Source organism: Streptomyces sp. NRRL S-1022 (assembly GCF_000720135.1).
In the GTDB taxonomy this organism is placed as follows: Bacteria; Actinomycetota; Actinomycetes; order Streptomycetales; family Streptomycetaceae; genus Streptomyces.
Window position 1 is genome coordinate 61,066 of sequence record NZ_JOIU01000005.1, and the last position, 23,734, is coordinate 84,799.

Below are 23,734 nucleotides of genomic sequence, written 5' to 3' on the forward strand. Positions count from 1 at the left end.
ATGGTGTTCGGCTGGATCGACGAGCAGGCCGAGGCGCGCCGTCGCGCCGGACTCGTGCGCACCCTGCGCCCGCGCCCCGCCGACTCGCCGCTGCTGGACCTGGCGAGCAACGACTACCTGGGCCTGGCCCGCCACCCGGAGGTCACCGAGGGCGCGGCCGCGGCCGCCCGCACCTGGGGCGGCGGCTCCACCGGGTCCCGGCTGGTCACCGGCACCACCGGGCTGCACACGGAGCTGGAGCGCGCGCTCGCGGAGTTCTGCGGCTTCGAGGCGGCCCTGGTGTTCTCCTCCGGGTACGCCGCCAACCTGGCCGCGGTCACCGCGCTCGGTCCGCACGGTGCGCTGATCGTGTCCGACGCGGGCAACCACGCCTCCCTCATCGACGGCTGCCGGCTCGCCCGGGGCGAGCGGCAGGTCGTGGGCCACGCCGATCCCGAGGCCGTGCGCAAGGCCCTGGCCGGGCACGGGGGTCCGGCGATCGTCGTGTCCGACACGGTGTTCTCCGTCGACGGAGACGAGGCCCCGCTGGCCGAGCTGGCCGCGGCCTGCCGCGAGCACGGCGCGGGACTGGTCGTGGACGACGCGCACGGACTGGGCGTCCTGGGTGACGGCGGCCGGGGCGCGCCGTACGCGGCCGGGCTGGCGGGCGCCGAGGACGTGGTGGTCACGGCCACCCTGTCCAAGTCGCTGGGCAGTCAGGGCGGGGTGGTGCTGGGGCCGGCCCGGGTGGTCGACCACCTGGTCAACGCGGCCCGGACGTTCATCTTCGACACCGGTCTGGCGCCGGCGGCGGCCGGTGCCGCGCTGGCGGCGCTGCGGCTGCTGGAGCGCGAACCCGGCCGGGCGGCGCGGGCCCGCGAGGTGGCCGCGGAACTGCACGCGCGGCTGACCGCCGCGGGTCTGGAAGCGGTACGTCCGGACGCCGCGGTGGTCTCCGTGCGGGCTCCGTCCCCGGAGCAGGCGGTGCGCTGGGCGGCCGACTGCCGTACGGCAGGGCTGGCCGTGGGCTGTTTCCGCCCTCCCTCCGTGCCCGACGGCATCTCGCGGCTGAGGCTGACCGCCCGCGCGGACCTCACCGGGGCGGAGATCGAGCGCGCTGTACGAGTTATCGGCGAAACGCGACCATGAGTCGGCGTGACACGGCCGTGTGTCGCCCGAGAGTGGTCAGATACTGATCGGTTCTGATCAGAGTGCGGTCAGGAAACCCGTCCAGCTCCTGTGGGAGAAGAGCAGGGCGGGTCCGGTCGGCTGCTTCGAGTCGCGCACGGCGAGCAGTCCGGCCGCGGGGCCGGAGCGCGGCCGTGCCGTCTCCACGCAGTTGTTGGCTCCGGTGCTGTAGCTGCTGCGCAGCCAGCGCACCTCGTGCAGGTCGGTACTGGCAGGGACGTTCCGAGGCAGTACTGACATGGTGCCTCCTTACGCGCCGTCACCTATCCCGGCGATGTAGTCCAACGATTCCTCGGGGGAAAGGGCGTGGAACTGAAGGGTGTTGAAGGCCTCGGAGTAGGCCTTGAGGTCTTCTTTCCGTTCCAGGTAGAGGCTACTCGTCAACTGGTCGAGAACAACCACGTCCAGATCAGAAGTGCTCGGAAATGAGAAGATAACGAAAGGCCCGGTGAGGCCGACATGCGCTCCCGCGGCGAACGGCAGGACCTGCAGCCGTACCTGGGGCAGGCGCGCCGCCTCCATCAGCCGCTCCAGCTGCCGGGCCATCACCTCCGGACCGCCCACCTCGCGGCGCAGCACCGCCTCGTCCAGTACGGCGCTCAGCACCAGCGGCGGGTCCGAACGGAGCACGTCCTGCCTGGCCAGACGCACCTCCACCAGAGTGTCCAGGCGCTCCTCGTCCAGGTCCTTCACGGCCGCCCGGGTCACCGCGCGGGCGTACTCGGCGGTCTGCAGCAGCCCGGGCACCACCGTGGTCTCCAGGGTGCGCATCGCGCCGGCCTGCGACTCCAGGCTGATGAAATCGCGGTACGTGGGCGGCAGCACCCCGCGGTAGGCGTGCCACCAGCGGTGCCGGCTGCCCGCGTCCTCCGACCCCGCCAGCATCAGCAGCAACTCGCGCAGCTGCCTGTCCCGCACCCCGTAGGCGTCCAGCAGTAACCGCAGATCGGCCGGTTTCACCCCGCTGGCACCGGTCTCGATACGGCTCACCTTCGACTGGTGCCAGCCGACCAGCCGGGCCGCGTCACCGCTCGTGAGCCCGGCGCCGGTACGCAGCATGCGCAGTTCGGCGCCCAGTTTGCGGCGCCTTACCGCCGGACCGTTCTGCATGGGCTTCTCCTTACTCCTTCCGGGCCGCCCACATACGGTCTCTCGTCGCAGAGTTCACCGCTTCGGGCGACAGATATATGCATATCTTGGTGGATGGCATCCCGTGACCGGCCCGGTGGTGGCAGTCTGGCGAGCAAGCACCAGTCCGGGACCGTACTCGAACCCCCCGCCGTCTGTCGGACCGCGGTCCCGTGGGAAAGGGACGACGTCGCCATGGCAGACCACCTGGAAGCATCCGTCACTCTGCCGAGCGCCCCCGCCTCGGTCTCCGCCGCCCGCTCCTACGTCGTGGGCACCCTGGCGGAGTGGGGTCTGCCGTCGGACACCGAGACGGCCGACACCGTCCGGCTCATCGTCTCCGAACTCGCCACGAACGCCGTACAGCACACCTTCGGACAGTCACCCACCTTCACGGTCGACATCGCGCTGCACCATGACGAACACCTGCGCATCGGCGTCACGGACAGCCATCCCCGCCTCCCGAAGAGACTGCCCGCCGCCGTCCAGCAGGACAACGGGCGCGGCATGGTCATCATCCGCTGGCTCACCGCCGAGTGCGGCGGCAGACTCCGCATCCGCCCCACCCGCGAGGGTGGCAAGACGGTCTCCATCGAACTCCCCTGGAGCAGCCCGGCCGCCCCGGTCCCGGCGGGCCAGCAGGAGCCCTAGGCCCTCCGGACGGGCCACCCCGGTGCCGCGCCGGTGGCCCACGGACCGGGGTGCTCAGGCACCCGTGCTTCTCCCCGCCCGCCCGAACGCCCCTCGCAGCAGCGCGCGGAAGGCGTCCGCGGCCGGGTTCGTCTCCTCCGCGCGGTACGCCACCGAGATGGTCCGCCGCAGCCGGCCGCCCTCCAGGGGCCGCACCCCCACCGGCGTGGTCGCGGTCCGCGCCACCATCTCCGGTACGACCGCCACCCCCAGCCCGGCACTGACCAGCGCGCACACCACGGCATACCCGGGGGTCGGCACCAGCAGCGCCGGTGTGGCACCCGCCTCGGCGAGCAGCGCCTCGATCTCCCGCCGGGCCTGGTGGTGCGGCGCCATGCTGATCAGCGGCTGCCCGGCCAGCTCCGCCAGCGGCAGCCGCGAGGAGGAACTGCCGAGCGCGTGCCCCGGCGCGGTCACCAGCACCAGCTCCTCCACCAGCACCGGCTCCAACCGCACCGCCGTCGGCACCGGGACGGGCTCGGCCGGGTGGTAGGTGTGGGTGAGCGCCAGGTCCACCTCGCCGGCGGCCACCGCGGTGACCCCCGCCGGCGGGTCGTAGTCCGCGACCGACAGACGTACGTCGGGATGCGCCCGGCGGAACGCGCTCAGCGCCGGCGGCAGCAGGTGCACCCCCGCGGTCGGGAAGGTGCCGAGCCGCAGCGCGCCGCCGGTGAGCCCGGTCAGCCGCGCCAGTTCGTGCCGCGCCCGCTCCAGCTCGTCGAGCACCCTCCGGGCGTGGGCCACCAGCACCTCGCCCGCCTCCGTCAGCCGGGCCCCGCGGTGGTGACGCACCAGCAGCGCCGTGCCTGCCTCCCGCTCCAGCTTGGCCAGCTGCTGGGAGAGCGCGGGCGGCGTGTAGCCGAGCCGGTCGGCGGCCCGGGTGATCGAACCGGCCTCCGCGACCGCGACGAGCGCGGCGAGCCGGATCGGGTCGTACATGGCCTCAGCCTAAAGCACTGCTTAAGCCAGACCCTGTTCATTCGACATACCTGCTGAAGGCTCCGACGGGGCAGGCTGGGCGGCATGGACGGACAGCTCATCGCCTTCACCGGCATCGCCGCCGGCCTGGTCGCCATGCCGGGCGCGGACTTCGCAGTGGTCGTACGCAACGCGCTCGTCTCGCGCCGGGCCGGCGCGGTCTGCGGGCTCGGCATCGCCGGCGGGCTCCTGGTGCACACCACCCTGGCGGTGGCCGGCGTCGCCGCCGTCCTGGTCGCCGTACCCGCGCTGTTCCGGGCCCTGCAGCTGCTCGGCGGCGCCTATGTGCTGCACCTCGGGCTGCGCGCCCTGTGGACGCTGCGACGGCCCGCCGGTGCCCCCGGGGAGACCGCTGCCGGGGCCGCCCACCCGCTCCGGCAGGGGTTCGTCACCAACGTGCTCAATCCGAAGGCCTCGCTGACCTTCCTGAGCCTGCTGCCGCAGTTCGTGCCCGCGGGCAGCCCCGCGCTGCCCCGGACCCTGCTGCTCGCGCTGATCGTCTGCACGCTGGCGCTGGCCTGGTTCCAGCTGGTCGCCCTGCTGGTGGAGCGGCTCGGCAGGTGGCTGCGCCGGCCCCGGGCCGCCCGTGGACTCCAGGCGGGCACCGGGGTGGCGCTGACGGCGCTCGGAGCGGCCCTGCTGCTGGAGCCGCTCCTGGCCTGACGGCGGATCAGCTGACCCGGCCGTACCAGACGCTCTTCGTCCAGATCTTCTGGAGCTTCACGACGTCCCCCGTCTTCGGGGCGTGCCAGATCTTCCCGTGGCCGGCGTAGATGCCCACGTGGTAGACGCTGGAACCCGAGTGGAAGAAGACCAGGTCGCCCGCCTTGCGGCTGCGGGCGGAGATGTGGTGCGTCTTGTTGTACTGCTGGGCGGCGGTGCGCGGCAGCTTCTTGCCGACCTTCTTGTACGAGTAGAGCGTCAGCCCCGAGCAGTCGAACCTGCGCGGGCCGGTCGCTCCCCACGCGTACGGGGCGCCCTTCTTGGAGGCCGCGACCTTGAGTGCTTTCGTCGCCATGGTCGCGGCGGAGGCGTCGGTGGCGAGGCCGGGCACCGCGATCGAGCCGCCCACGGCGGCGAGGGTGAGAGCCGAGGCCGTGCCGGCCCGGGCCATCAGCGACGGGACACGATTGAGCGCAGTCATGCGCAACCCTTCGTCAGCCGCCTGTGAAGGATGACCTGTCGGATTCGGGCTGGCGAAGTTGCCCGGCCGCGTTGCCGCGGCTTCACCCCAAGGGCTGCTCGGAGCCTGATGCCCATCCGTCTCGAACGGACGTACATCCGGTCCGGCGACCCGTCTTGCCTGGGTCCTCCACTCCTGCCGATCCACTCCTGTCGACCGGTCATCCGGGCGGCGGCAGGACTCGGCGTCCGCCCGGACCGCCCCGCCGCGGTGGCGGGGGCTTGTCGTCAGACAGGGATCTTGACTCACTACTGTCCGAAAATCCCAACGGAATCGGGGATTTGTGGCGTTACTCACCACTCACCCGTTCGGGTGGACACTGTTCCGTTCGAGCCTCCGTCAAGTTCCGTACGTAGCCCGCGACCTGGGACGAAGCGTCTCCCGGTGGCTCATGGATCCGCGCGCCGCGCAACTCGGGAAGCCCGGAAAACGATCTGGAAGTACACCGGTCGGACGTACGTCGTTCGGGGCATTTCATCCCCCGTCCGAACGACGCGCGTCGACGCCCGGGGCCCACCGGGCCGGACGGGTGTCCGCCTCAGCCGGCACCGTCCGGCGGGAGCGCGACGCGAGCGGCCCGGCGCTCACCGTCGAGCACCCGCAATGCCCGTGCCAGCGTGTCCCCGTGCAGCTCCGTCTCGCCCCGCCGGTGCATCAGCGCGAGCGCGTCGCGCAGCTCTGCCGCCTTGCGCACCAGCGCCTGGGCCGCCCGCAGTCCGCCGTAGGTGTCCCCGGGCCGGGCCGGGTTGATACGGCCCAGCAGGTCGACGGCCTCCAGGTAACGGTCGATCAGCTCGCCCTCGGCGCGGGTCAGCGCCGGCAGCGGCGGGAGGTCCGGCAGCACGGGCGGCTCACCTCGCGTCCGGTGCGCGGGGCGTGTCCCGGCGGCCGGGCACGATGCCGTCCACCAGACCGTAGGCGACGGCCCCGGCGGCGTCCAGGATCAGGTCACGTTCGAGGTCCTCGTGCACCTGCTCGACGGTGCGCCCCGTGTGCCGGACGAGCATCCGCTCCAGCGTCGCCCGGATCCGGGCCAACTCCTCGGCCTGGATGAGCAGGTCGCTGGGCTGCCCGCGCACCGGCTCGGGCAGCCCGGGCTGCCCGAGCACCATGCGGGCGCCGGGCAGCGCGAACCGTTTGCCGGGGGCGCCGGCCGCGAGCAGCACCGCGGCCGAGGCGCCCGCCTGGCCCAGGCAGTAGGTCGCCACGTCACAGCTGACGTACCGCATCGTGTCGTAGATCGCCGCCATGGCGTCGAAGGAGCCACCCGGCGAGTTCACGTACAGCGTGATGTCCCGGTCCGGCGCCGCGTGTTCCAGGTACATCAGCTGCGCGGTCACATCGCTCGTGGCCGCGTTGTCGACCGGGGTGCCGAGGAAGACGATCCGGTCCTCGAACAGCTTCGCGTACGGGTCGAGCGTGCGGACGGCGTTCCCGGTGCGCTCGCCGAACTCGGGCAGCACACGGCGGGCGGCCGGTCGGTGCATGGACATACCCCTCCTCATGACGAAGCCCCCTAGGGCTCGACTTCCGTAAAAAATGTACAGGACGTACGTGACGTTATGATGGAGGTATGGCCTACGAGATTCCGGTGACGCAAGCCAGGGCTGAACTCGCCGACCTGATCAACCGCGTCGTGTACGGCGGTGAGCGCGTCGTCGTGACCCGGCACGGCAAGCCGCTGGTCGCGTTGGTCTCGGCCGCCGACCTGGAGCGGCTCGACGCGCTCGACGAGCCGGCCGGGGAACAGGTCGTCAGCTCGGTGTCCCACGTCCACGAGGCCGGCTCCCCGCCCCGCGACCGGCAGCGCTTCGGGATCGCCGCGGAGCACCGCGGGCCGGGCGCGCCCTGACCCGCCCGCCTCTGGCGGATCCCATCGGCCGGTCATGAGTGGATCAAGGTCTGGTTAACGTCGTTGAAACTCCGGCGCTCTAGCCTGCCGATCCACGCCACCAGGGGTTTTTCTGCCCGGATTGACGACGATCCGGGGATTTGTCTGTGTGTTACACCTGTCCCCGTCGCGGTGGCTGCGGCAGCCGGACCCCGCACGGTCCGGAGCAAGGACTGTGAGGTGGGACGTGCAACTGACCCCGCACGAGCAAGAGAGGCTGCTGATCCACGTGGCGGCCGACGTGGCCGAGAAGCGCAGGGCCCGCGGGCTCAGGCTCAACCACCCGGAAGCGGTCGCCCTCATCACGTCGCACATTCTTGAGGGTGCGCGCGACGGCCGCACCGTCGCCGAACTGATGTCCTCCGGCCGCAAGATCCTCACCAGGGACGACGTCATGGACGGGGTCCCGGAGATGATCCACGACGTCCAGGTGGAGGCCACCTTCCCGGACGGCACCAAGCTCGTCACCGTGCACGAGCCGATCATCTGAGGGGGCCGCGATGATTCCCGGAGAGATCCTGTTCGCGCAGGACCCCGTCGTCTGCAACGAGGGCCGCGAGGTCACCCGGCTGACCGTCCTCAACGCCGCCGACCGGCCCGTCCAGGTCGGCTCCCACTACCACTTCGCCGAGGCCAACCCGGGCCTGGACTTCGACCGCGCCGCCGCCCGCGGCAAGCGGCTGAACGTCGCCGCGGGCACCGCCGTCCGCTTCGAGCCCGGCATCCCCGTGGAGGTCGAGCTCGTGCCCCTGAGCGGCGCCCGCATCGTGCCCGGGCTGCGCGGGGAGACCGGAGGTGCCCTCGATGCCTGAGATCTCCCGCGCCGCCTACGCCGACCTGTTCGGCCCCACCACCGGCGACCGGATCCGGCTCGCCGACACCGACCTGCTGATCGAGATCGAGGAGGACCGCTCCGGCGGGCCCGGCGGTTCGGGCGACGAGGCGGTCTTCGGCGGCGGCAAGGTCATCCGCGAGTCCATGGGCCAGTCCCGCGCCACCCGCGCCGAGGGCACCCCCGACACCGTGATCACCGGCGCCGTCGTCGTCGACCACTGGGGCATCGTCAAGGCCGACGTCGGCATCCGCGACGGCCGGATCACCGCGCTCGGCAAGGCCGGCAACCCGGACACCATGGACGGCGTCCACCCGGACCTCGTCATCGGCCCCGAGACCGAGATCATCGCGGGCAACGGGCGCATCCTCACCGCCGGCGCCATCGACGCGCACGTCCACTTCATCTGCCCGCAGGTCGCCGACGAGGCGCTGGCCTCCGGCATCACCACGCTGGTGGGCGGCGGCACCGGCCCCGCCGAGGGCTCCAAGGCCACCACCGTCACCCCCGGCCCCTGGCACCTGGCCCGGATGCTGGAGGCGATGGAGGCCTACCCGGTCAACGTCGGCTTCCTCGGCAAGGGCAACACCGTCAGCCACGAGGCGATGCTCTCCCAGATCCGCGGCGGCGCCGTCGGCCTGAAACTGCACGAGGACTGGGGCTCCACGCCGGCCGTCATCGACGCCGCGCTGACCGTCGCCGACCGCACCGGCATCCAGGTCGCCATCCACACCGACACCCTCAACGAGGCCGGCTTCGTCGGCGACACCCTCGCCGCGATCGCGGGCCGGGGCATCCACTCGTACCACACCGAGGGTGCCGGCGGCGGCCACGCGCCCGACATCATGACGGTGGTCTCGCGGCCGAACGTGCTGCCCAGCTCCACCAACCCGACCCGGCCCTTCACCGTCAACACGACCGAGGAACACCTCGACATGCTGATGGTGTGCCACCACCTCAACCCCGCCGTCCCCGAGGACCTCGCCTTCGCGGAGTCCCGGATCCGCCCGTCCACCATCGGCGCGGAGGACATCCTGCACGACCTCGGCGCCATCTCGATCATCTCCTCCGACTCCCAGGCCATGGGCCGGGTGGGCGAGGTCGTCCTGCGCACCTGGCAGACCGCGCACGTCATGAAGCGCCGGCGGGGCGCGCTGCCCGGCGACGGCCGCGCCGACAACCACCGGGTACGGCGCTATGTCGCCAAGTACACGATCAACCCGGCGCTCGCCCAGGGCCTCGCCGCCGAGATCGGCTCCGTCGAGACCGGCAAGCTCGCCGACCTGGTGCTGTGGGAGCCAGCGTTCTTCGGGGTCAAGCCGCTCCTCGTCATCAAGGGCGGGCAGATCGCGTACGCGCAGATGGGCGACGCCAACGCGTCCATCCCCACCCCGCAGCCGATCCTGCCCCGCCCGATGTACGGCGCCATCGGCCGGGCCCCCGCCGCCAACTCCGTCAACTTCGTGGCGGGCCTGGCGATCGAGGACGGGCTGCCGGAGCGGCTGGCCCTCGGCAAGCGGTTCGCGGCGATCGAGTCCACGCGCGCGGTCACCAAGGCCGACATGCGGGAGAACGACGCCCTGCCGGACGTCCGGATCGACCCCGACAGCTTCGCCGTGCACATCGACGGCGAGCTGGTCGAGGCCACGCCGGCCGTCGAACTGCCCATGGCCCAGCGCTACTTCCTCTTCTAGGGACGGCGTGATGTCACGGGCAGCACTCCTCGTCCTGGCCGACGGCCGCTTCCCCGCCGGAGGGCACGCGCACTCCGGCGGGGCGGAGGCCGCCGTCAAGGCCGGTCGCATCACCGACGCCGCGAGCCTGGAGGACTTCTGCCGGGGCCGGCTGCACACCGCCGGGCTGGTCGCGGGGGCCCTCGCGGCGGCGGCCGTGCTCGGCGCCGATCCCGCCGTGCTGGACGCGGCGGCCGACGCCCGCACCCCGTCACCGGCCCTGCGGGCCGCCGCCCGGCGCCTCGGCCGGCAGCTGCTGCGGGCCGCCCGGGCGACCTGGCCCTCCGCCGAACTGGACGCCGTGGCCCGGCGGTTCCCCAAGGGTGCCCACCAGCCGGTGGTGCTCGGCCTCGCCGCCCGCGCGGCCGGACTCGGACCCGAGGACGCGGCGCACTGCGCGGCGTACGAGAGCGTCAGCGGACCGGCGACGGCCACCGTACGGCTGCTGAGCCTCGACCCGTTCGACGCGACCGGGGTCCTCGCCCGGCTGGCGCCCGAGCTGGACCGCGTCGCGGACACCGCGGTGGAGGCGGCGCGCAGGGTGGCCGTCGAGGGTGCCGACGCCCTGCCGGCGGCCTCGGCACCGCTGCTGGAGGTCATGGCCGAGGCCCACGCCGCCTGGCCCGTGCGGCTGTTCGCGTCCTGACCCCGCCCACCCGCCGAACCGACTTCCCCGCAGGAACAGCGGCCCCGCCGGCACCGGGCCGCTCGCACAAGGAGCCGTACATGCATCTCGACCACACGCACTCCGGTCCCGCCGCCGTCAGCGCGGACGCCCGCCGTCCCGACGGCACCCGCCGCGCCCTGCGCATCGGGCTCGGCGGCCCCGTCGGGTCCGGCAAGACCGCCACCGTCGCCGCACTCTGCCGGGCGCTGCGCGACGAGCTGTCCCTCGCGGTCGTGACCAACGACATCTACACGCGTGAGGACGCCGAGTTCCTGCTCCGGGAGGCCGTGCTGCCGCCCGAGCGGATCACCGCCGTCGAGACGGGCGCCTGTCCGCACACCGCGATCCGTGACGACATCTCCGCCAACCTGGAAGCCGTCGAGGACCTGGAGGACGCGGTCGGCCCGCTCGACCTGATCCTCGTGGAGTCCGGCGGCGACAACCTCACCGCCACCTTCTCCAAGGGGCTCGTGGACGCCCAGGTCTTCGTCATCGACGTGGCCGGCGGCGACGACATCCCGCGCAAGGGCGGCCCCGGCGTCACCACCGCCGACCTGCTCGTCGTCAACAAGACCGACCTCGCCCCCCACGTCGGCTCCGACCTCGCCCGGATGGCCGCCGACGCCAAGGCGCAGCGGGCCGGACTCCCCGTCGTCCTGCAGTCGTTGCGCGGCGAGCGGGGGGTCGCGGACGTGGCCGCGTGGGTCCGTGAGCGGCTCGCCGCGTGGACGGCGTGACCGTCACCGGGGTCCGGGCGCACGCCCGGATCGTCGCCCGCGCCGACGGCCGCGGCGGTACGGCCCTGCCCGTCCTGGACGGCGAGGGCCCGCTGGCGCTGCGCCGCACCCGGTCGACCGGACCGGAGACGAAGGTCATGGTCGTCGGCGCGATGAGCGGACCGCTCGGCGGTGACCGCTTCACGCTGTCCGCCCGGGTGGAGGAGGGCGCCCGGCTGCACGTCGGATCCGCCGCCGCCACCCTCGCCCTGCCGGGCCAGGCCAAGGGCGAAGCCCGCTACGACGTCCGGCTCGACGTGGCCGACGGGGCCGCCCTGCACTGGCTGCCCGAGCAGCTGATCTCCGCCGACGGCAGCGACCTGCGCGTCACCACCCGGGCCGAACTCGGCGCCGGCGCCCGGTTGGTGCTCCGCGAGGAGCAGGTGCTGGGGCGCACCGGGGAACAGCCGGGCCGGCTCACCAGCCGGCTGACCGTGCGGGTCGCGGGCCGTACCGTACTGGACCAGGAGCTGTCCTGCGGTCCCGGCGCACCGGGCGGCTGGGACGGGCCGGCGGTGCTGGCCGGGTGCCGGGCGGTGGGCCAACTCGTCGTCGTGCGACCGGAGTTCGCACAGCACGCGGTGGAGGCGCAGGTGCTGGGGGAGTGCGCGGCCCTGGTCCCGCTGGCCGGCCCGGCGGTTCTGGTCAGTGCCGTCGCCCCGGACGCCCTGCGACTGCGGCGGCTCCTGGACGAGGCGCTGACCAGGCTCGACTGAGCCAGGGACGGCGGTCCGCGACCCGAACATGATCATCCGGTTATCGGATTGGTAAAGAAGCCCGGCAAACCCTGTTCTCAGCGGCCCCACAGCCGAGAGGATCCCCGCCTGACCACTCACAGCGAGGTACGGGGAGGGGCCCACTTGAGGGAGAACAGACCGAAGAGCCGCCTGTTGGCACTCGGTTCCGCCGGAGCACTCGTCACCGCCACCCTGATCGCCGGCGTCGTGTCGGCGCCCACGGCCGGCGCCGTCGGGCGCACCGCGCCGGACCGGGAGGCCAAGGGCGCGGAGACAGCCGCCGCCCGCGCCGCCAAGGCGGGCGTCAAGTGGCAGGACTGCCCGGCCGACTGGGGGCTGGAGAAGCCCATCCAGTGCGGCTGGGTCAGCGTGCCGCTCGACTACGCCCACCCCTACGGCAAGCAGATCAAGCTCGCCGTGGACCGCATCGGCAACACCGGAACCAAGAAGGAGCGCCAGGGCGCGCTCGTCTACAACCCGGGCGGTCCCGGCGGCTCCGGCCTGCGCTTCCCGCGCCGGGTCACCACCAAGAACGCCATCTGGGCGAACGTCGCCAAGGCCTACGACTTCGTCGGCTTCGACCCGCGCGGCGTCGGCCACTCGACGCCCATCTCCTGCATCGACCCGCAGGAGTTCGTCAAGGCGCCCAAGATGGACCCGGTCCCGGACAGCCGGGCCGACAAGTCCGCGCAGCGCAAGCTGGCCCGCGCGTACGCGGACGGCTGCGCCGAGCGCAGCGGCGCGATGCTGCCGCACATGACCACGCCGAACACCGCCCGCGACCTGGACGTCATCCGTGCCGCGCTGGGCGAGAAGAAGCTCAACTACCTCGGCGTGTCCTACGGCACCTACCTGGGCGCCGTCTACGGCACCCTCTTCCCGGGCCACCTGCGCCGCATGATCGTGGACAGCGTGGTCGACCCGTCGCGGGAGAAGATCTGGTACCAGGCCAACCTGGACCAGGACGTCGCCTTCGAGGGCCGCTGGAAGGACTGGCAGGACTGGGTCGCCGCCAACGATGCCGCCTTCCACCTCGGCACCACCCGCGCCGCCGTCCAGGCCAAGTGGCTTGAGCTGCGGGCCGCCGCGAAGAAGCACCCGATCGGCGGGGTCGTCGGCCCGGCCGAGCTGATCTCCTTCTTCCAGGGCGCGCCGTACTACGACTCCTCGTGGGTGCCGGTCGCCACCGTGTTCAGCAAGTACTTCGCCGGTGACACGCAGGCGCTGGTCGACGCGGCCGCCCCGGACCTGTCGGACACCGCGGGCAACATCGCCGCGGAGAACAGCAACGCCGTCTACACGGCCGTCGAGTGCGCCGACGCCAAGTGGCCCACCAGCTGGCGGAAGTGGGACCGGGACAACACCCGGCTCAATGCGAGCAACCCCTTCTTGACCTGGGCCAACGCCTGGATGAACCTCCCGTGCGCCACCTGGTCGGCCAAGCAGCACACGCCGATCGACGTCACGACCCACAAGGGCCTGCCGAAGGTCCTGATCGTGCAGTCCACCCGGGACGCCGCCACCCCGTACGAGGGCGCCGTCGAACTGCACAAGCGCTTCAAGGGCTCCCGTCTGATCACCGAGAAGGACGCGGGCTCCCACGGTGTGACCGGCCTGGTCAACCCCTGCATCAACCAGCGCGTCGACGCCTACCTGGTCGACGGCAAGCTGGACGCCAAGGACGTGACCTGCGCCCCGCACGCCACGCCCCAGCCGTAACCGCACCGGTACGGTGACGAGGGGCGGCCGGACCTGTCCGGCCGCCCCTTCGGCATACCGCCGCCCCGCCCCCGCCCCGTCGCCGGGCGTCAGACCAGCGGCGCCCGCGGGAAGCGGCGCTCCCGGGCCCGCTGCTCCGCCGCCTGCCGCTCCTTCACATCGGCCGCGTACTCGTCGACGTACTCCTGTCCGGACAGCGTGAGGATCGCGTAGACGATCTCGTCCGTGACCGCCCGCAGTACGGTCTTCTCGTTCTCCATGCCGGCGTAGCGGGAGAAGTCGAGGGGTTCGCCGAAGCGGATGGTCACCGGGCGGATCCGGGGGACCACCTTGCCGGGCGGCTGCGCCTCGAACGTGCCGATCATCGCGCAGGGCACCACGGGGGCCCCCGCCCGGAGCGCCATCACGGCGACGCCGACCTTCCCCTTGTACAGCCTGCCGTCGTGCGAACGGGTGCCCTCCGGATAGATGCCGAGCAGTTCGCCCTTGCGCAGCACCGCGAGACCCTCACGGATCGCCGCCTGCCCCGCCTCCTTGCCGGAGCGGTCCACCGGGATCTGCCCGGCGCTGCGGAAGAAGAACGCGGTGAGCCGGCCCTTCACCCCGGGCCCGGTGAAGTACTCCGCCTTGGCGAGGAAGGTGATGCGACGCTTGAGCATCGCCGGCATCAGGAAGTGGTCGGAGAAGGACAGGTGGTTCCCGGCGACGATGGCCGGCCCCGACGCGGGCACGTGCTCCAGACCTTCGATCCGCGGCCGGAAGACCAGTCTCAGCAGCGGACCCAGGAACACGTACTTGAGCAGGTAGTAGAACACGGCTCTCTCCTCACTCCACCAGCTCCCCTTGGGACCGGCGTCTTCCCAGGTCAACGAGTCATCCCGGACATGGGCCGATATGCGCCCGTCGTCATCTGTAACCAGGTTGGGGCGCACTCATGCTGACCCTCTGCCGAGTCGGCTGATGGATAGTCAGGCGCCGGGCGTGTGGCCCTGCCGGCGAGCCGGAGCCGACCGCACATTCCTCCATGTGGTCCGAGCTCTCATCCAGCGCGGCTGAGACGCTCTGCCGCCGTCGTCTCCTGCATACGACCCGCCGGGCGGAAAAGGCCGCGAACGCCGGCAGCCAGCGCCCAGAACAGGAGCGGAAGAGCGGCGACCCTTTCCATACCCCCCATGCCGAGACCGAGATAGTGACGGGAGATGAACAGCCCGAAGGCGGTGATCGCCACGGCTCCCAGCAGGCTGGTGCCCCACCGCAGGCAGGTCGGTACCTGTGCTGCCAGGCCGAACCCCGCCACGACGAGACCGATGTTGCCCGCTGCCATGATGAAGAGGGCACCCAGGACATGCTGGTTCTCACTGACGTCCGCGGGAGCCAGCCCGGCCAGGACGAATCCCACGCCGGCACCGGCGAGCAGCAGACGGGCCACGGCAGCGGTCCGTCCCCCGCGCCAGAGGGCACCATCGCTCAGGGCGGCACCGACAGCCAGCAGCACCCCCAGAGCGACGAACGCACCATTCATCAGACCGTGGTCGGGTGAACAGATGTACCGCGGCTCAGGATGTGGCTGCAGAGCGCAGTGGGCGTTGCCCAAGTCGCTGATGTTGTTCCCCGCCCAGCTGTACGGTCTGGCCCAAGCCGACTCGGCAATCCGATGGATGACGAAGAACTGCACCACGCCCACGATCCATGCCGAATACCCGATCCGGATTCTCACCTGTCCACCTTCCGCCACGCGGATCACGTACGGAGAGCCGATCATGCGGCGCCGGGCTCGGGCACTCCGACAAGCCCCCTGGACCAGGGTGGGGGAGACCCCACCGCGCCCGGAGGAACGGGCTGCCCTGGGACGGCGGTGGACATAGCCCGGTCGATGGGCGGCGACACGGAAGAGACGTGACCGGACACCGGTGGCGGTGGTGGCTGCACGCCGGGAGCGGCATCCGTGCCGAACCGTCCCGCCGGGGCTGGGCTTCACACCCGACGCGTTGAAGTCCTAGGTCCGACGACTGATCGCGAAGTACCGTTCTTGCTGTTAGCGTGCAGCTGCATATCATTCGCAATAACGTCGGAGGATGTTGGACATGGCGCTTTACACGCTCCCGGAGCTTCCGTACGACTACGCGGCGCTCGCGCCCGTGATCAGCCCCGAGATCATCGAGCTGCACCACGACAAGCACCACGCGGCCTACGTCAAGGGCGCGAACGACACGATCGAGCAGCTCGCCGAGGCACGGGACAAGGAGTCGTGGGGCTCGATCAACGGCCTGGAGAAGAACCTGGCCTTCCACCTCTCCGGGCACATCCTGCACTCGATCTACTGGCAGAACATGACCGGCCCGAAGGACGGCGGCGGCGAGCCCCTGGCCCAGGACGGCGTCGGTGACCTGGCGGACGCGATCACCGAGTCCTTCGGCTCCTTCGCCGGCTTCAAGGCGCAGCTGTCCAAGGCCGCGGCCACCACGCAGGGCTCCGGCTGGGGCGTACTGGCGTACGAGCCGCTGAGCGGCCGTCTCATCGTGGAGCAGGTCTACGACCACCAGGGCAACGTCGGCCAGGGATCCACCCCGATCCTGGTCTTCGACGCCTGGGAGCACGCCTTCTACCTGCAGTACAAGAACCAGAAGGTGGACTTCATCGAGGCCATGTGGGCGGTCGTCAACTGGCAGGACGTGGCCAAGCGCTACGCCGCCGCCAAGGAGCGCGGCGACAGCCTGCTCCTGCGCCCCTGAGGACGCGGTCAACCAGATGTCCTGCTCGTGATCGTCTTCTCACCTTGTCCTGTCGTTGCGTAGCACCCGTCCTACGGCACGACAGTGGACGGCTCTCTTGACGCGTGCCTGCGGGTGACGGGACGGCGTCCGGGTGAACCGCCGCCCGGCGCCGTCCTGTTCCCGGCACAGTGCGGTGAACGCGTGCACTGACCGCTGCGCCCGACCGGGTGTGATGGCGGGTCATGGCGAAGGCGGCCACGGGACTTCGCGACCACGCTCAGGATGGCGCCAGGCGGACGCGGTCTTGGCCGTGCATGCGTCACGCGGTACGGTCTGACCGATATCGACGACGGCGAGACGGAAGCCGGTGGGAATCCGGCACGGTCGCGCCACTGTATGCGAGACACCCTCAGGGTGTCTGGTGAGTCAGACCCGTGGCCGTCGTCCTGTGCACCACCGAGATGGGACGCGAACTCCCAGAGGAGGTTCTGCCATGGCGCAGACCGTCGCCCAGCCGACAACCACCACCCCCGCCGTTCCCGCCACGCTGCCGCTGAAGGCGATAGCTCCCTGGGCGGTCTTCTTCGGCATCCTCATGCTCGTTCTGCTGTACTTCGTCGGCGCGGAGCAGGGTGCCACCTCCGTGTTCAACGGCACCGACGTCCACGAGTGGGTGCACGACGCCCGCCACCTGCTCGGCTTCCCCTGCCACTGACGCGAGGGACGCCGCACGCCCATGAACTCCGCAACGGTAAGAAACCTTCTCGTGCGGGGCATGCTCGCCGGCCTCGCGGCCGGCGTGCTCGCCCTCGTCGCCGCCTACCTCCTCGGCGAGCCGAGCGTCGACAAGGCGATCGCCTTCGAGGACGCCCACTCCCACGAGCACGAGATGGAAGTCGTCTCCCGCTCCCTGCAGTCCACGGCCGGCCTCGCCACGGGCGTCCTCGTCTACGGCGTCGCCTTCGGCGGCATCGCCGCGCTCGCGTACTGCTTCGCCCTGGGCCGCGTGGGCCGCTTCGGTCCGCGGGCGACCGCGCTGCTGCTGTCCGGCTGTGCCCTGCTCGCCGTCTACGTCGTGCCCTTCCTGAAGTACCCGGCGAACCCGCCGTCGGTCGGTGACCCCGACACCATCGGCAAGCGGACCACGCTGTACTTCCTGATGATGCTGCTCAGCGTCCTCCTCGCGGTCGCCGCCACCATCCTGGGCAAGCGCCTGGCGCCCGCTCTGGGCACCTGGTGGGCCACGGTCGTCGCGGTGGCCGCGTTCGCCGTCGTGATCGGTCTGGCCTACGAGTTCCTGCCCGTCGTCAACGAGGTGCCGAAGGACTTCCCGGCCGCCGTGCTGTGGCGGTTCCGGCTGTCCGCACTGGGCATCCAGTCCGTCCTGTGGGCCGGCTTCGGCCTGCTCTTCGGGGAACTGGCGGAACGCCTGCTCAACCCCAGGCCGGCGACGGCAGCGAGCGGCCCCGCGGTCCCGGCCGCGCACTGATCCCTTCCGGACGACAGACGGCATTCCGGAACCATCCGGCTGACGGGCGGCCGGTTATGCCGTCTGCTCGTGTGCGTCCACGCGGCCGGGTGGGGCGGGTGCGTCGAGGGCGGCCTCCGCCGAGGGGAAGACGGGGAGCAGTGCGTTCAGGCCGAGGATGTTCCACACGTGCCGGTAGTGGCTGTTCAGAGCGGCGAGGCGCAGGGTGCCGGCGCGGTCGTCGAGTATGCGCCACAGCGTGATGAGCATGCTGACGCCCGACGAGTCGAGGTACTCCAGCCGGGACGCGTCCAGTACCAGGGTGGCGCAGCCCTGCCGGATCAAGTCCTCGCACTGGGCGCCGACGAGTGGGGCGGTGTCGTAATCGATCTCCTCGGGGAGTTGTGCGACTGTCGTGTTCTCGCCCTGCATCCGCACGGTGAGCATGGGGTGAAGGTGCTCCCATCTTGACCGTTTGTCCTGTCCAGCGCCGCATGGGCACTCTTCTACGCCTACCCGCCCTCCTGCCTTCAACCGGCCTGGCTTCAGGGTAGCGGGACGCCGGCGGGAATCGGCCGGCACCGGTGGATCACCCGGACAGCGCGGTGTGGAGACGTACCGTGGTGCCCTCGTGCGGGGTGGACCTGATCTCCACGAGGTCGCAGAGCTGCTGGACCAGCCACAGACCGCGTCCGCCCGTCTGCCGGGGGTCCGGCCTCCTCCGTCCGGCCAGGGGGTCGTCGATGTAGCCGTCGTCACGGAACTCGCACACGAGCCGGCGGTCCTCGCTCCACGTCCGCAGCACGCCGTGTCCGCCGCCGTGGCGGATGCTGTTGGTGGCCACCTCGGTGGCGGCGAGGTGCAGCTCGCGCAGGCGCCGGCCCGTCAGGCCGTGCTGTTCGGCGCAGGCGGCGATCTTGTCGCGGACGGCGGACAGCTCTCCCTTGGTGTAGGCGAACTCGTCGTACGGATCGCAGGGGCCGGTGAGAGGCGTGAACGCATAGGATGCCCGCGGGTCGTACGCCTCGCACGGCACCGTCCGGCCGCCCTCGCGCAGCTCGGGGTGGCAGCCGGCCATCTGTGCGAGCGCGGCCTCGTCCTGGGCGGTGTCGTAGGGGCACAGCAGCCACCAGGCCGGCCCCTGGGCGAAGGCCTTGTTCAGGAGCCACTCGTGGTAGCGCAGTTCCTGGGCCTCGGCCTGGCAGCTGACCTTGTCCCAGGGCGATTCGCCGATCCCGCGGACGGGCCGCCCCTCCGAGGCGTACTCCTGGAGCCATTCCTGCCAGGCGGCGATCAGCCGGCCCGGATGGTGCGCCACCCGGCTCGTGTCGACATAGTGCACGGCGTCGTCCTCGCGGATCTCGGCGCGCAGCAGGGACGCCTTGTCCTGCGGTACGGCCACGACGACGGCCTCGTCGCCGTCGAGTGCGTCGCGGATGAAACGCAGGGTGCCCTCGACGAACTCGTCCCTGCCGGAGTACGGGTACAGCTCGTGCCGGTATCCGGGGCCGGCCGCGGCGGAGGCGGACGCGAAGGAGGTCACGGCGCCATCACCACCGGGACGTCGGGGCCGGCGAAGCCGGACAGCTCCCAGGAGAGCCGCACGGTGTCGTTGCCGCCTTCCAGGACGATCTTGCGGTCCGGAAGGAGCCTGACGGCGTCGGCCAGGGCACTCATCCCGGCCGCGTCGAAGAACTCCAGGGTGTGGCAGAGCAGGCGCACCGTCGCAGCCTGCGCCAGGAGTGCGCAGACGACGGCGCCGAAGGCGGCCGCGCCGTCGCTGTCGACGATCCCGTTCACCGCCCAGCTCTCCTTTCCTGCCCGGAACACCCGGAAAGCGGGAGATACCGGACGACTGCCCAGCCAGTGGGGATGCACGCACCCGATCCGCTGGAGAGTGGGGAGATCCCAGTCGGGGCCGTGGTAGGCGCAGACCACCAGGGCTCCGGTGTCGGCGGCGAACTCCTCCAGGTCGAGTTCGCTGCGCAGCAGCTCTTCGGCCTGCTCGGGGCAGCAGCCGGGGCCGACGTGGTGCAGCACACGGAGCGAACGGAATCCCTGCCGGCCGGCGGTGGCCGCCTCCCGGCGCACCGCGGCCAGGAGGGAACCCCGCAACCTGGCGGGGTCGAGCACGACCCGCGGGAACCCGCTCTCCGTACGCGGCATCGGACCGACGATCACCACCTTGTCGCGGTGCAGCGCTCCGTCCGCGACGAAGGCCCGGCTGCGGTCGATGACATCGTCGGCGTGGTCCAGCATCTGGCAGACGTGATCACCGGAGTCGGCCTCGTCCAGGCTCGTCAGGGTGCGCGGCGCTCTCACTACCCCTCCTCGGCCTCCTCACCTGACTCTACCGGCACCCGTGCGGCCAGGGTCCTCAGGACCGCGCTCCGCCCGCGGTCCGGAACCGTCCAGAGGGTCTGTCCCCGTACCCCCCACCGCTCCAGCAGTGCGTTGGCCGCGAGGAAGCCGCTCGTCGCCGCCCGCTCCATGAGCGCCACGGGCAGACCGGTGCGGACCAGGTCGCCGGCCACGACCAGGCCGGGGTGCGGGGTGCGGACGGTGGGACGGTCGCCGTAGCCGCCGACCGGGAACAGGGGACAGTCCTCATGCCACTCGTGGCGGGCGTCGACGACCGTGGCCGTGCGGGTCTCCGGATAGACGCGGTGCAGCTGGCCGAGGAGACGCTTCTGTTCGACGTCCCGGGCGGATCCGGGCGGTACGGCGTAGGCGTGCAGCTCGACCACGGAGCCGCCGGTGCGCGCGCACCAGCGGGCCGCCTCGTCCTCGTACCGCTCCAGCACGCTGATGTTGTCGAGGGTGCCGAAGCCGCTGGTGCCGAGGAAGCCGGGACGGTCCGGCGCGACGGGCCGGTCCAGCCACAGCCGGCTCACCAGGAAGGGCGGTGCGGTGCGCAGCCGTCCGATCCGCTCGCGCCAGGCCGCGTCGCCCAGGTTCCCGCAGTGCTCGACCAGTGCGCGCAGGCCCGCGCCGTCCAGGGCGAGGACGACCCCGTCGTGGCGCCGTTCCGCCCCGTCGGAGGCGACCATGAATCCGCCGTCCGGGACGGGTGCGACGTGCTCGACGGGGGTGCCGGTGCGCACCTGCGCGCGGTGCCGGGCCAGGTAGCCGGCGAGCGGGTCCCACAGGGCGGCGGGGAAGGGCGCCCGGGGCACGTCGAACAGCAGTCCTTCGGCGGAACCGAGGAAGTAGATGTGGAACATCAGCGCCATCTCGGCCGCCGAAAGCTCCCGCGGGTCGGCGAAGAAGCTCCGGGAGAACACCTCGAAGGCCAGGTGGCGGGCGGTCTCGGGGAAGCCCACGGCGTCCAGGAAGGCGTGGGCGCTGGTGCCGTCCAGACGGTCGTACACCTCCGGCACCCGCACGTCGAGCAGCGGCAGGGCCGCCAGGGGGTCCATCGCGCGCAGGTCGGCGAGCCGGAAGGAGGGACTGAGCGCGACGAAACCGAGCGCGCTGAGCGGCGGCGTGCGCGGGACGTGCCGGAAGCTGTCGCGCAGGCCGCCGGCGTGCAGCAGCGGGTAGTCCGGGAGGGCGACGAGCCGTTCGAGGCCGGGGTCGGTCCGGCGCAGCAGTCCGCGCAGGTTGTAGTACTGGCGGAAGAAGGCGTGGAAGCCGCGGCTCATGGTCACCGTGGTGCCGTCGCGCAGTCCGGTCGGCCATCCGCCCACCCGTCCGCCGAGGTACGGCCGCTTCTCGTACACGGTGACGGCCACCCCGCGCTCGGCGAGCACGGTGGCGGCGGCCAGGCCCGCGATGCCCGCGCCGACCACCGCCACCGACGGCGGCGTCCCCTGCACCCGGGGGGCGCCGGGCCGGGCGGGCAGCACCCGGGCCCGGCGGTCGCGTCCCCGGCGTGCGCCGCCCTGGCGCGGGGTCCTCACGCGTCCGCCTCGTGGTCGTACGGCCGGCGGGCGACGAAGGTGTGGGTGATGCCCGTCTGCCAGCCCGGCAGCGGCACGGCCCGGACCCGCTCGAAGCCGGCCGCGGCCAGCCGCCGCTCGAACCGCCCGGCCGTGTCGAACTCGACCACGCTGCGCCACAGGTGCCGGTACAACGGTCCGTCCCCGAGCAGGGTCGCCACGGGCTGTACGACACCGCGGCACACCAGCGCCCAGGTCGCGCGGTCGGCGCGGCGCCCGCTGAGGGTGTACTCGTGCACGCCGAGCCGGCCGCCCGGCCGCAGCAGCCCGTGCACGGCGGCGAGGACGGCGTCGGGATCGGTGACGTTGCGGACGAGGTAGGCCGCGAACACGGCGTCGAAGGGGCCGCGCACCCCGGCCTCGGCCAGCCGTTCGGCGGGGGCGTGCACGAAGGCCACCCCGTCCGCCCACGGCTTGGCGGCGGCCCGCCGCAGCATGCCGGCCGAGGCGTCCACGGCGGTGATGCCGGCGGCGGGCAGGACGGACCGCAGGGCGGCGGTGGAGGCGCCGGTCCCGCAGCCGAGGTCGAGCAGGCGCAGCCCCTGCCCTTGTCCGGGCAGGCCGAGCCGGCGCACCGAACGGCGCAGGTGGGCGTGGTAGCCGGGGTTGGCGGCCACCAGCGTGTCGTAGGTGCGGGAGGCGTGGTCGAAGGCGGCGGCGAGGTGCTCGTCGCGCAGCAGCGTCATGCGGTCTCCGTCGGAGGCAGGGGCGGGTCGGCGGGTGGTGCCGGCGCGTGCGGGGGCACGGGCAGGTCGAAGGGGCGGCGGGGCAGGCGGGGCAGCTCCAGCGCGGAGCGCAGCATGGGCCCGACGGGCGTGCGCAGGCCGATGCACAGGTCCTCGTGGAGGCGGGTGCTCCCGTCGAGGAAGCGCAGCAGCCGTGCCATGGGCACGCGGGTGAACAGACGGCCGAAGAGCTCCGGGCCGTCGGCCCGGCCGCTGTCCAGGGCGCGGAGCAGCACGGCGTCCATGGCACGCGAACGCGCCCGGTGGGCGGCGGGCGGCACCGGGGGCCGCCCGCGGCGCAGCGCGTCGGCGACGGCCCGGGTCTGGCGCTGCAGCCCGGCGAAGGTGTAGCCGGTGGCGGGCCGGGTCGCTCCGCCGGCGGCGCCGATGCGGAAGACCGAGGCCCCGGTCTGCCGCGCGACCGGCGCGTCGGTCATCGGGATGACACCGGTCTCCCTGGCCAGGACCTGCCGGTCGCCGAGCCGCAGCACCTCGTCGGCGTAGTGCCGTACGGCGGCCTCGTACCGGTCCGGAGCGAGTGTGCGCGCGGAGAACTCGGTGTACTCGACGAGCGCCTCGCACGGCCCGGTCGGCAGGACGTAGCCGAACGACAGGCCGTGGGCGGGCTGCGGGGTACGGAAGTCCATCAGCTCCACCGCGGCCGGGTCGAACGTGGGCCGGGCCGTCCGCACGAACCAGCCGTGGAAGTGCTGCAGCAGGACGGTGCGGGCGGCCGGGAGGCTGCCGAGGGGCCGGGAGTCGAGCACCCAGCGGGCCCTCAGCACCCGCATCCGGCCGGCGGAGTCCCTCAGGTGGACGTGCGCCCCGCCGGGGACGTCCTCGACCGCTTCGACGGTCGCTTCGAGGCGCCGCACGTTCGGGCTGCGGGCCAGGTCCGCCAGGACCACGCGCTCGAAGTCGTCCGAACGGATCATGCGGTACCGCAACGGGGCGATGTCCCCCTCGACCGGGGCGCCGGAGCGCGGGCGCACCCTCAGCCGCTGCCACTCGGCCCGCACCGCCGCGTCGAACCGCCCCGGTCCCGCCGTCCAGTGGCACCAGGTCCGCGGCGGCGGCCGCAGCGGGCCGGGCGGTGCGTCCACCAGCACCACGGACGGTGTCCGCAGGCCGGGAAGGTCCCCGGCGAGCCGGTGGGCCAGCGACAGCCCGGCCGCGCCCGCGCCCACGACGGCCACGTCCGCTTCCGGCACGGCGTCTCCTCTCGCACGGCGGTGAGGGGCGGATGCCCCGGTCCGGTCTTCCGCAGTCTTTACCCCGGCGGATGCAGGGCGCCCCCCGACGGCGAGCGGCCCGACGCCGGGTGCAGCACGGTGGAGAGGGCGGATCCCCGGTGGACCCCGCGATCGGGCGGGGCGTTCGCGCAT

General features: G+C 72.4%; 28 protein-coding genes and 2 riboswitches. Of the genes, 14 read left to right on the forward strand and 14 right to left on the reverse strand.

Annotated elements, in window-relative coordinates; all coding sequences use genetic code 11:
- Nucleotides 1-1,128, forward strand: coding sequence for an 8-amino-7-oxononanoate synthase (locus IG05_RS0106300; protein ID WP_030339944.1), 1,128 nt, complete (start codon nt 1-3; stop codon nt 1,126-1,128).
- Nucleotides 1,129-1,185: 57 nt separating this feature from the next.
- On the opposite strand, the gene IG05_RS0106305 is transcribed toward IG05_RS0106300, so the two are convergent.
- Nucleotides 1,186-1,407 carry a DUF397 domain-containing protein gene (locus tag IG05_RS0106305; RefSeq protein ID WP_030339946.1) on the reverse strand — a complete coding sequence of 74 codons (222 nt, stop codon included), beginning with the start codon at nt 1,405-1,407 and terminating at the stop codon, nt 1,186-1,188.
- Between the two features lie 9 nt (nt 1,408-1,416).
- Complete coding sequence (locus IG05_RS0106310; protein ID WP_030339947.1) at nt 1,417-2,277, reverse strand: helix-turn-helix domain-containing protein; 861 nt, start codon at nt 2,275-2,277, stop codon at nt 1,417-1,419.
- 213 nt (nt 2,278-2,490) lie between these two features.
- Here IG05_RS0106310 and IG05_RS0106315 point away from each other — a divergent pair, with 213 nt between their 5' ends.
- A complete protein-coding gene (locus IG05_RS0106315; RefSeq protein ID WP_030339949.1) occupies nt 2,491-2,946 on the forward strand; it encodes an ATP-binding protein in 456 nt (151 codons plus the stop codon).
- Between the two features lie 54 nt (nt 2,947-3,000).
- Here the strand turns inward: IG05_RS0106315 and IG05_RS0106320 are convergent, their stop codons facing one another.
- Nucleotides 3,001-3,924, reverse strand: a complete 924-nt coding sequence (locus IG05_RS0106320; RefSeq protein ID WP_030339951.1) for a LysR family transcriptional regulator — start codon at nt 3,922-3,924, stop codon at nt 3,001-3,003.
- Nucleotides 3,925-4,008: 84 nt separating this feature from the next.
- Between IG05_RS0106320 and IG05_RS0106325 the strand changes: the two genes are divergently transcribed.
- Complete coding sequence (locus IG05_RS0106325; RefSeq protein ID WP_030339952.1) at nt 4,009-4,626, forward strand: LysE family translocator; 618 nt, start codon at nt 4,009-4,011, stop codon at nt 4,624-4,626.
- Between the two features lie 7 nt (nt 4,627-4,633).
- Here the strand turns inward: IG05_RS0106325 and IG05_RS0106330 are convergent, their stop codons facing one another.
- The 3 genes from IG05_RS0106330 to IG05_RS0106340 all read right to left on the reverse strand — a co-directional run bounded on the left by IG05_RS0106330 (nt 4,634) and on the right by IG05_RS0106340 (nt 6,633).
- Nucleotides 4,634-5,107 carry a C40 family peptidase gene (locus IG05_RS0106330; RefSeq protein ID WP_030339954.1) on the reverse strand — a complete coding sequence of 158 codons (474 nt, stop codon included), beginning with the start codon at nt 5,105-5,107 and terminating at the stop codon, nt 4,634-4,636.
- Nucleotides 5,108-5,110: 3 nt separating this feature from the next.
- A riboswitch (cyclic di-AMP (ydaO/yuaA leader) is annotated at nt 5,111-5,343 on the reverse strand.
- Nucleotides 5,344-5,684: 341 nt separating this feature from the next.
- On the reverse strand, nt 5,685-5,990 hold the full coding sequence (locus tag IG05_RS0106335) for a hypothetical protein (RefSeq protein ID WP_030339956.1): 306 nt from the start codon (nt 5,988-5,990) through the stop codon (nt 5,685-5,687).
- A 7-nt stretch (nt 5,991-5,997) separates the two neighbouring features.
- Nucleotides 5,998-6,633 carry an ATP-dependent Clp protease proteolytic subunit gene (locus IG05_RS0106340; protein ID WP_030339958.1) on the reverse strand — a complete coding sequence of 212 codons (636 nt, stop codon included), beginning with the start codon at nt 6,631-6,633 and terminating at the stop codon, nt 5,998-6,000.
- Between the two features lie 86 nt (nt 6,634-6,719).
- On the opposite strand from IG05_RS0106340, the gene IG05_RS0106345 reads away from it, so the two are divergent.
- From IG05_RS0106345 to IG05_RS0106380, 8 genes are all read left to right on the forward strand, one after another.
- Nucleotides 6,720-6,998, forward strand: coding sequence for a type II toxin-antitoxin system Phd/YefM family antitoxin (locus IG05_RS0106345; RefSeq protein WP_030339959.1), 279 nt, complete (start codon nt 6,720-6,722; stop codon nt 6,996-6,998).
- Nucleotides 6,999-7,224: 226 nt separating this feature from the next.
- Complete coding sequence (locus tag IG05_RS0106350) at nt 7,225-7,527, forward strand: urease subunit gamma (RefSeq protein ID WP_030339960.1); 303 nt, start codon at nt 7,225-7,227, stop codon at nt 7,525-7,527.
- A gap of 10 nt (nt 7,528-7,537) precedes the next feature.
- Nucleotides 7,538-7,849: an urease subunit beta gene (locus tag IG05_RS0106355; RefSeq protein ID WP_030339962.1), complete on the forward strand. Its 312-nt coding sequence runs from the start codon at nt 7,538-7,540 to the stop codon at nt 7,847-7,849.
- On the forward strand, nt 7,842-9,563 hold the full coding sequence (locus tag IG05_RS0106360; protein WP_030339964.1) for an urease subunit alpha: 1,722 nt from the start codon (nt 7,842-7,844) through the stop codon (nt 9,561-9,563). Before IG05_RS0106355 ends, IG05_RS0106360 begins: the two co-directional genes overlap by 8 nt.
- A gap of 10 nt (nt 9,564-9,573) precedes the next feature.
- Nucleotides 9,574-10,248 (forward strand): urease accessory protein UreF, encoded by a 675-nt coding sequence (locus tag IG05_RS0106365; RefSeq protein ID WP_030339966.1) that lies wholly within the window; start codon nt 9,574-9,576, stop codon nt 10,246-10,248.
- An 80-nt stretch (nt 10,249-10,328) separates the two neighbouring features.
- Nucleotides 10,329-11,006 carry an urease accessory protein UreG gene (ureG, locus tag IG05_RS0106370; protein WP_030339968.1) on the forward strand — a complete coding sequence of 226 codons (678 nt, stop codon included), beginning with the start codon at nt 10,329-10,331 and terminating at the stop codon, nt 11,004-11,006.
- Nucleotides 10,994-11,761 carry an urease accessory protein UreD gene (locus IG05_RS0106375; RefSeq protein WP_030339970.1) on the forward strand — a complete coding sequence of 256 codons (768 nt, stop codon included), beginning with the start codon at nt 10,994-10,996 and terminating at the stop codon, nt 11,759-11,761. The genes ureG and IG05_RS0106375 overlap by 13 nt, the downstream gene beginning before the upstream one ends.
- A gap of 144 nt (nt 11,762-11,905) precedes the next feature.
- Nucleotides 11,906-13,501: an alpha/beta hydrolase gene (locus IG05_RS0106380; protein ID WP_030339972.1), complete on the forward strand. Its 1,596-nt coding sequence runs from the start codon at nt 11,906-11,908 to the stop codon at nt 13,499-13,501.
- 89 nt (nt 13,502-13,590) lie between these two features.
- Here IG05_RS0106380 and IG05_RS0106385 read toward each other — a convergent pair whose 3' ends face one another.
- Together IG05_RS0106385 and IG05_RS0106390 are read right to left on the reverse strand one after the other, a co-directional pair.
- Nucleotides 13,591-14,316, reverse strand: coding sequence for a lysophospholipid acyltransferase family protein (locus IG05_RS0106385; protein ID WP_030339974.1), 726 nt, complete (start codon nt 14,314-14,316; stop codon nt 13,591-13,593).
- Nucleotides 14,317-14,540: 224 nt separating this feature from the next.
- Complete coding sequence (locus IG05_RS0106390; RefSeq protein ID WP_051789546.1) at nt 14,541-15,263, reverse strand: DUF998 domain-containing protein; 723 nt, start codon at nt 15,261-15,263, stop codon at nt 14,541-14,543.
- 322 nt (nt 15,264-15,585) lie between these two features.
- On the opposite strand from IG05_RS0106390, the gene IG05_RS0106395 reads away from it, so the two are divergent.
- The 3 genes from IG05_RS0106395 to IG05_RS0106405 all read left to right on the forward strand — a co-directional run bounded on the left by IG05_RS0106395 (nt 15,586) and on the right by IG05_RS0106405 (nt 17,704).
- Nucleotides 15,586-16,233, forward strand: coding sequence for a superoxide dismutase (locus IG05_RS0106395; protein ID WP_030339977.1), 648 nt, complete (start codon nt 15,586-15,588; stop codon nt 16,231-16,233).
- 295 nt (nt 16,234-16,528) lie between these two features.
- A riboswitch (cobalamin riboswitch) is annotated at nt 16,529-16,672 on the forward strand.
- A 36-nt stretch (nt 16,673-16,708) separates the two neighbouring features.
- A complete protein-coding gene (locus IG05_RS0106400; protein WP_030339979.1) occupies nt 16,709-16,930 on the forward strand; it encodes a CbtB domain-containing protein in 222 nt (73 codons plus the stop codon).
- A gap of 21 nt (nt 16,931-16,951) precedes the next feature.
- Complete coding sequence (locus tag IG05_RS0106405) at nt 16,952-17,704, forward strand: CbtA family protein (protein WP_030339981.1); 753 nt, start codon at nt 16,952-16,954, stop codon at nt 17,702-17,704.
- Between the two features lie 54 nt (nt 17,705-17,758).
- Here the strand turns inward: IG05_RS0106405 and IG05_RS0106410 are convergent, their stop codons facing one another.
- The 6 genes from IG05_RS0106410 to IG05_RS0106435 form a co-directional block, all read right to left on the reverse strand.
- Complete coding sequence (locus tag IG05_RS0106410) at nt 17,759-18,130, reverse strand: STAS domain-containing protein (protein ID WP_051789550.1); 372 nt, start codon at nt 18,128-18,130, stop codon at nt 17,759-17,761.
- Between the two features lie 142 nt (nt 18,131-18,272).
- The gene (locus IG05_RS0106415; protein WP_030339984.1) at nt 18,273-19,226 is read right to left on the reverse strand and encodes a sensor histidine kinase; all 954 of its coding nucleotides are present in this window, start codon (nt 19,224-19,226) and stop codon (nt 18,273-18,275) included.
- Entirely contained in the window at nt 19,223-20,005 is a 783-nt protein-coding gene (locus IG05_RS0106420) for an MEDS domain-containing protein (protein ID WP_030339986.1), read from the reverse strand. Before IG05_RS0106420 ends, IG05_RS0106415 begins: the two co-directional genes overlap by 4 nt.
- Nucleotides 20,005-21,585 carry an NAD(P)/FAD-dependent oxidoreductase gene (locus IG05_RS0106425; protein WP_324604994.1) on the reverse strand — a complete coding sequence of 527 codons (1,581 nt, stop codon included), beginning with the start codon at nt 21,583-21,585 and terminating at the stop codon, nt 20,005-20,007. The genes IG05_RS0106420 and IG05_RS0106425 overlap by 1 nt, the downstream gene beginning before the upstream one ends.
- A complete protein-coding gene (locus IG05_RS0106430; RefSeq protein WP_030339989.1) occupies nt 21,582-22,310 on the reverse strand; it encodes a class I SAM-dependent methyltransferase in 729 nt (242 codons plus the stop codon). The genes IG05_RS0106425 and IG05_RS0106430 overlap by 4 nt, the downstream gene beginning before the upstream one ends.
- Entirely contained in the window at nt 22,307-23,560 is a 1,254-nt protein-coding gene (locus IG05_RS0106435) for a lycopene cyclase family protein (protein WP_030339991.1), read from the reverse strand. The genes IG05_RS0106430 and IG05_RS0106435 overlap by 4 nt, the downstream gene beginning before the upstream one ends.
- Nucleotides 23,561-23,734 lie beyond the last annotated feature (174 nt).

What these genes read in the sequence shown, in the direction of transcription:
- IG05_RS0106300 (WP_030339944.1), top strand. Translation starts at nt 1, where the DNA reads ATGGTGTTCGGCTGGATCGACGAGCAGGCCGAGGCGCGCCGTCGCGCC.
- IG05_RS0106305 (WP_030339946.1), bottom strand. Translation starts at nt 1,407, where the DNA reads ATGTCAGTACTGCCTCGGAACGTCCCTGCCAGTACCGACCTGCACGAG.
- IG05_RS0106310 (WP_030339947.1), bottom strand. Translation starts at nt 2,277, where the DNA reads ATGCAGAACGGTCCGGCGGTAAGGCGCCGCAAACTGGGCGCCGAACTG.
- IG05_RS0106315 (WP_030339949.1), top strand. Translation starts at nt 2,491, where the DNA reads ATGGCAGACCACCTGGAAGCATCCGTCACTCTGCCGAGCGCCCCCGCC.
- IG05_RS0106320 (WP_030339951.1), bottom strand. Translation starts at nt 3,924, where the DNA reads ATGTACGACCCGATCCGGCTCGCCGCGCTCGTCGCGGTCGCGGAGGCC.
- IG05_RS0106325 (WP_030339952.1), top strand. Translation starts at nt 4,009, where the DNA reads ATGGACGGACAGCTCATCGCCTTCACCGGCATCGCCGCCGGCCTGGTC.
- IG05_RS0106330 (WP_030339954.1), bottom strand. Translation starts at nt 5,107, where the DNA reads ATGACTGCGCTCAATCGTGTCCCGTCGCTGATGGCCCGGGCCGGCACG.
- IG05_RS0106340 (WP_030339958.1), bottom strand. Translation starts at nt 6,633, where the DNA reads ATGCACCGACCGGCCGCCCGCCGTGTGCTGCCCGAGTTCGGCGAGCGC.
- IG05_RS0106345 (WP_030339959.1), top strand. Translation starts at nt 6,720, where the DNA reads ATGGCCTACGAGATTCCGGTGACGCAAGCCAGGGCTGAACTCGCCGAC.
- IG05_RS0106355 (WP_030339962.1), top strand. Translation starts at nt 7,538, where the DNA reads ATGATTCCCGGAGAGATCCTGTTCGCGCAGGACCCCGTCGTCTGCAAC.
- IG05_RS0106360 (WP_030339964.1), top strand. Translation starts at nt 7,842, where the DNA reads ATGCCTGAGATCTCCCGCGCCGCCTACGCCGACCTGTTCGGCCCCACC.
- IG05_RS0106365 (WP_030339966.1), top strand. Translation starts at nt 9,574, where the DNA reads ATGTCACGGGCAGCACTCCTCGTCCTGGCCGACGGCCGCTTCCCCGCC.
- ureG (WP_030339968.1), top strand. Translation starts at nt 10,329, where the DNA reads ATGCATCTCGACCACACGCACTCCGGTCCCGCCGCCGTCAGCGCGGAC.
- IG05_RS0106390 (WP_051789546.1), bottom strand. Translation starts at nt 15,263, where the DNA reads ATGATCGGCTCTCCGTACGTGATCCGCGTGGCGGAAGGTGGACAGGTG.
- IG05_RS0106395 (WP_030339977.1), top strand. Translation starts at nt 15,586, where the DNA reads ATGGCGCTTTACACGCTCCCGGAGCTTCCGTACGACTACGCGGCGCTC.
- IG05_RS0106400 (WP_030339979.1), top strand. Translation starts at nt 16,709, where the DNA reads ATGGCGCAGACCGTCGCCCAGCCGACAACCACCACCCCCGCCGTTCCC.
- IG05_RS0106405 (WP_030339981.1), top strand. Translation starts at nt 16,952, where the DNA reads ATGAACTCCGCAACGGTAAGAAACCTTCTCGTGCGGGGCATGCTCGCC.
- IG05_RS0106410 (WP_051789550.1), bottom strand. Translation starts at nt 18,130, where the DNA reads ATGCTCACCGTGCGGATGCAGGGCGAGAACACGACAGTCGCACAACTC.
- IG05_RS0106430 (WP_030339989.1), bottom strand. Translation starts at nt 22,310, where the DNA reads ATGACGCTGCTGCGCGACGAGCACCTCGCCGCCGCCTTCGACCACGCC.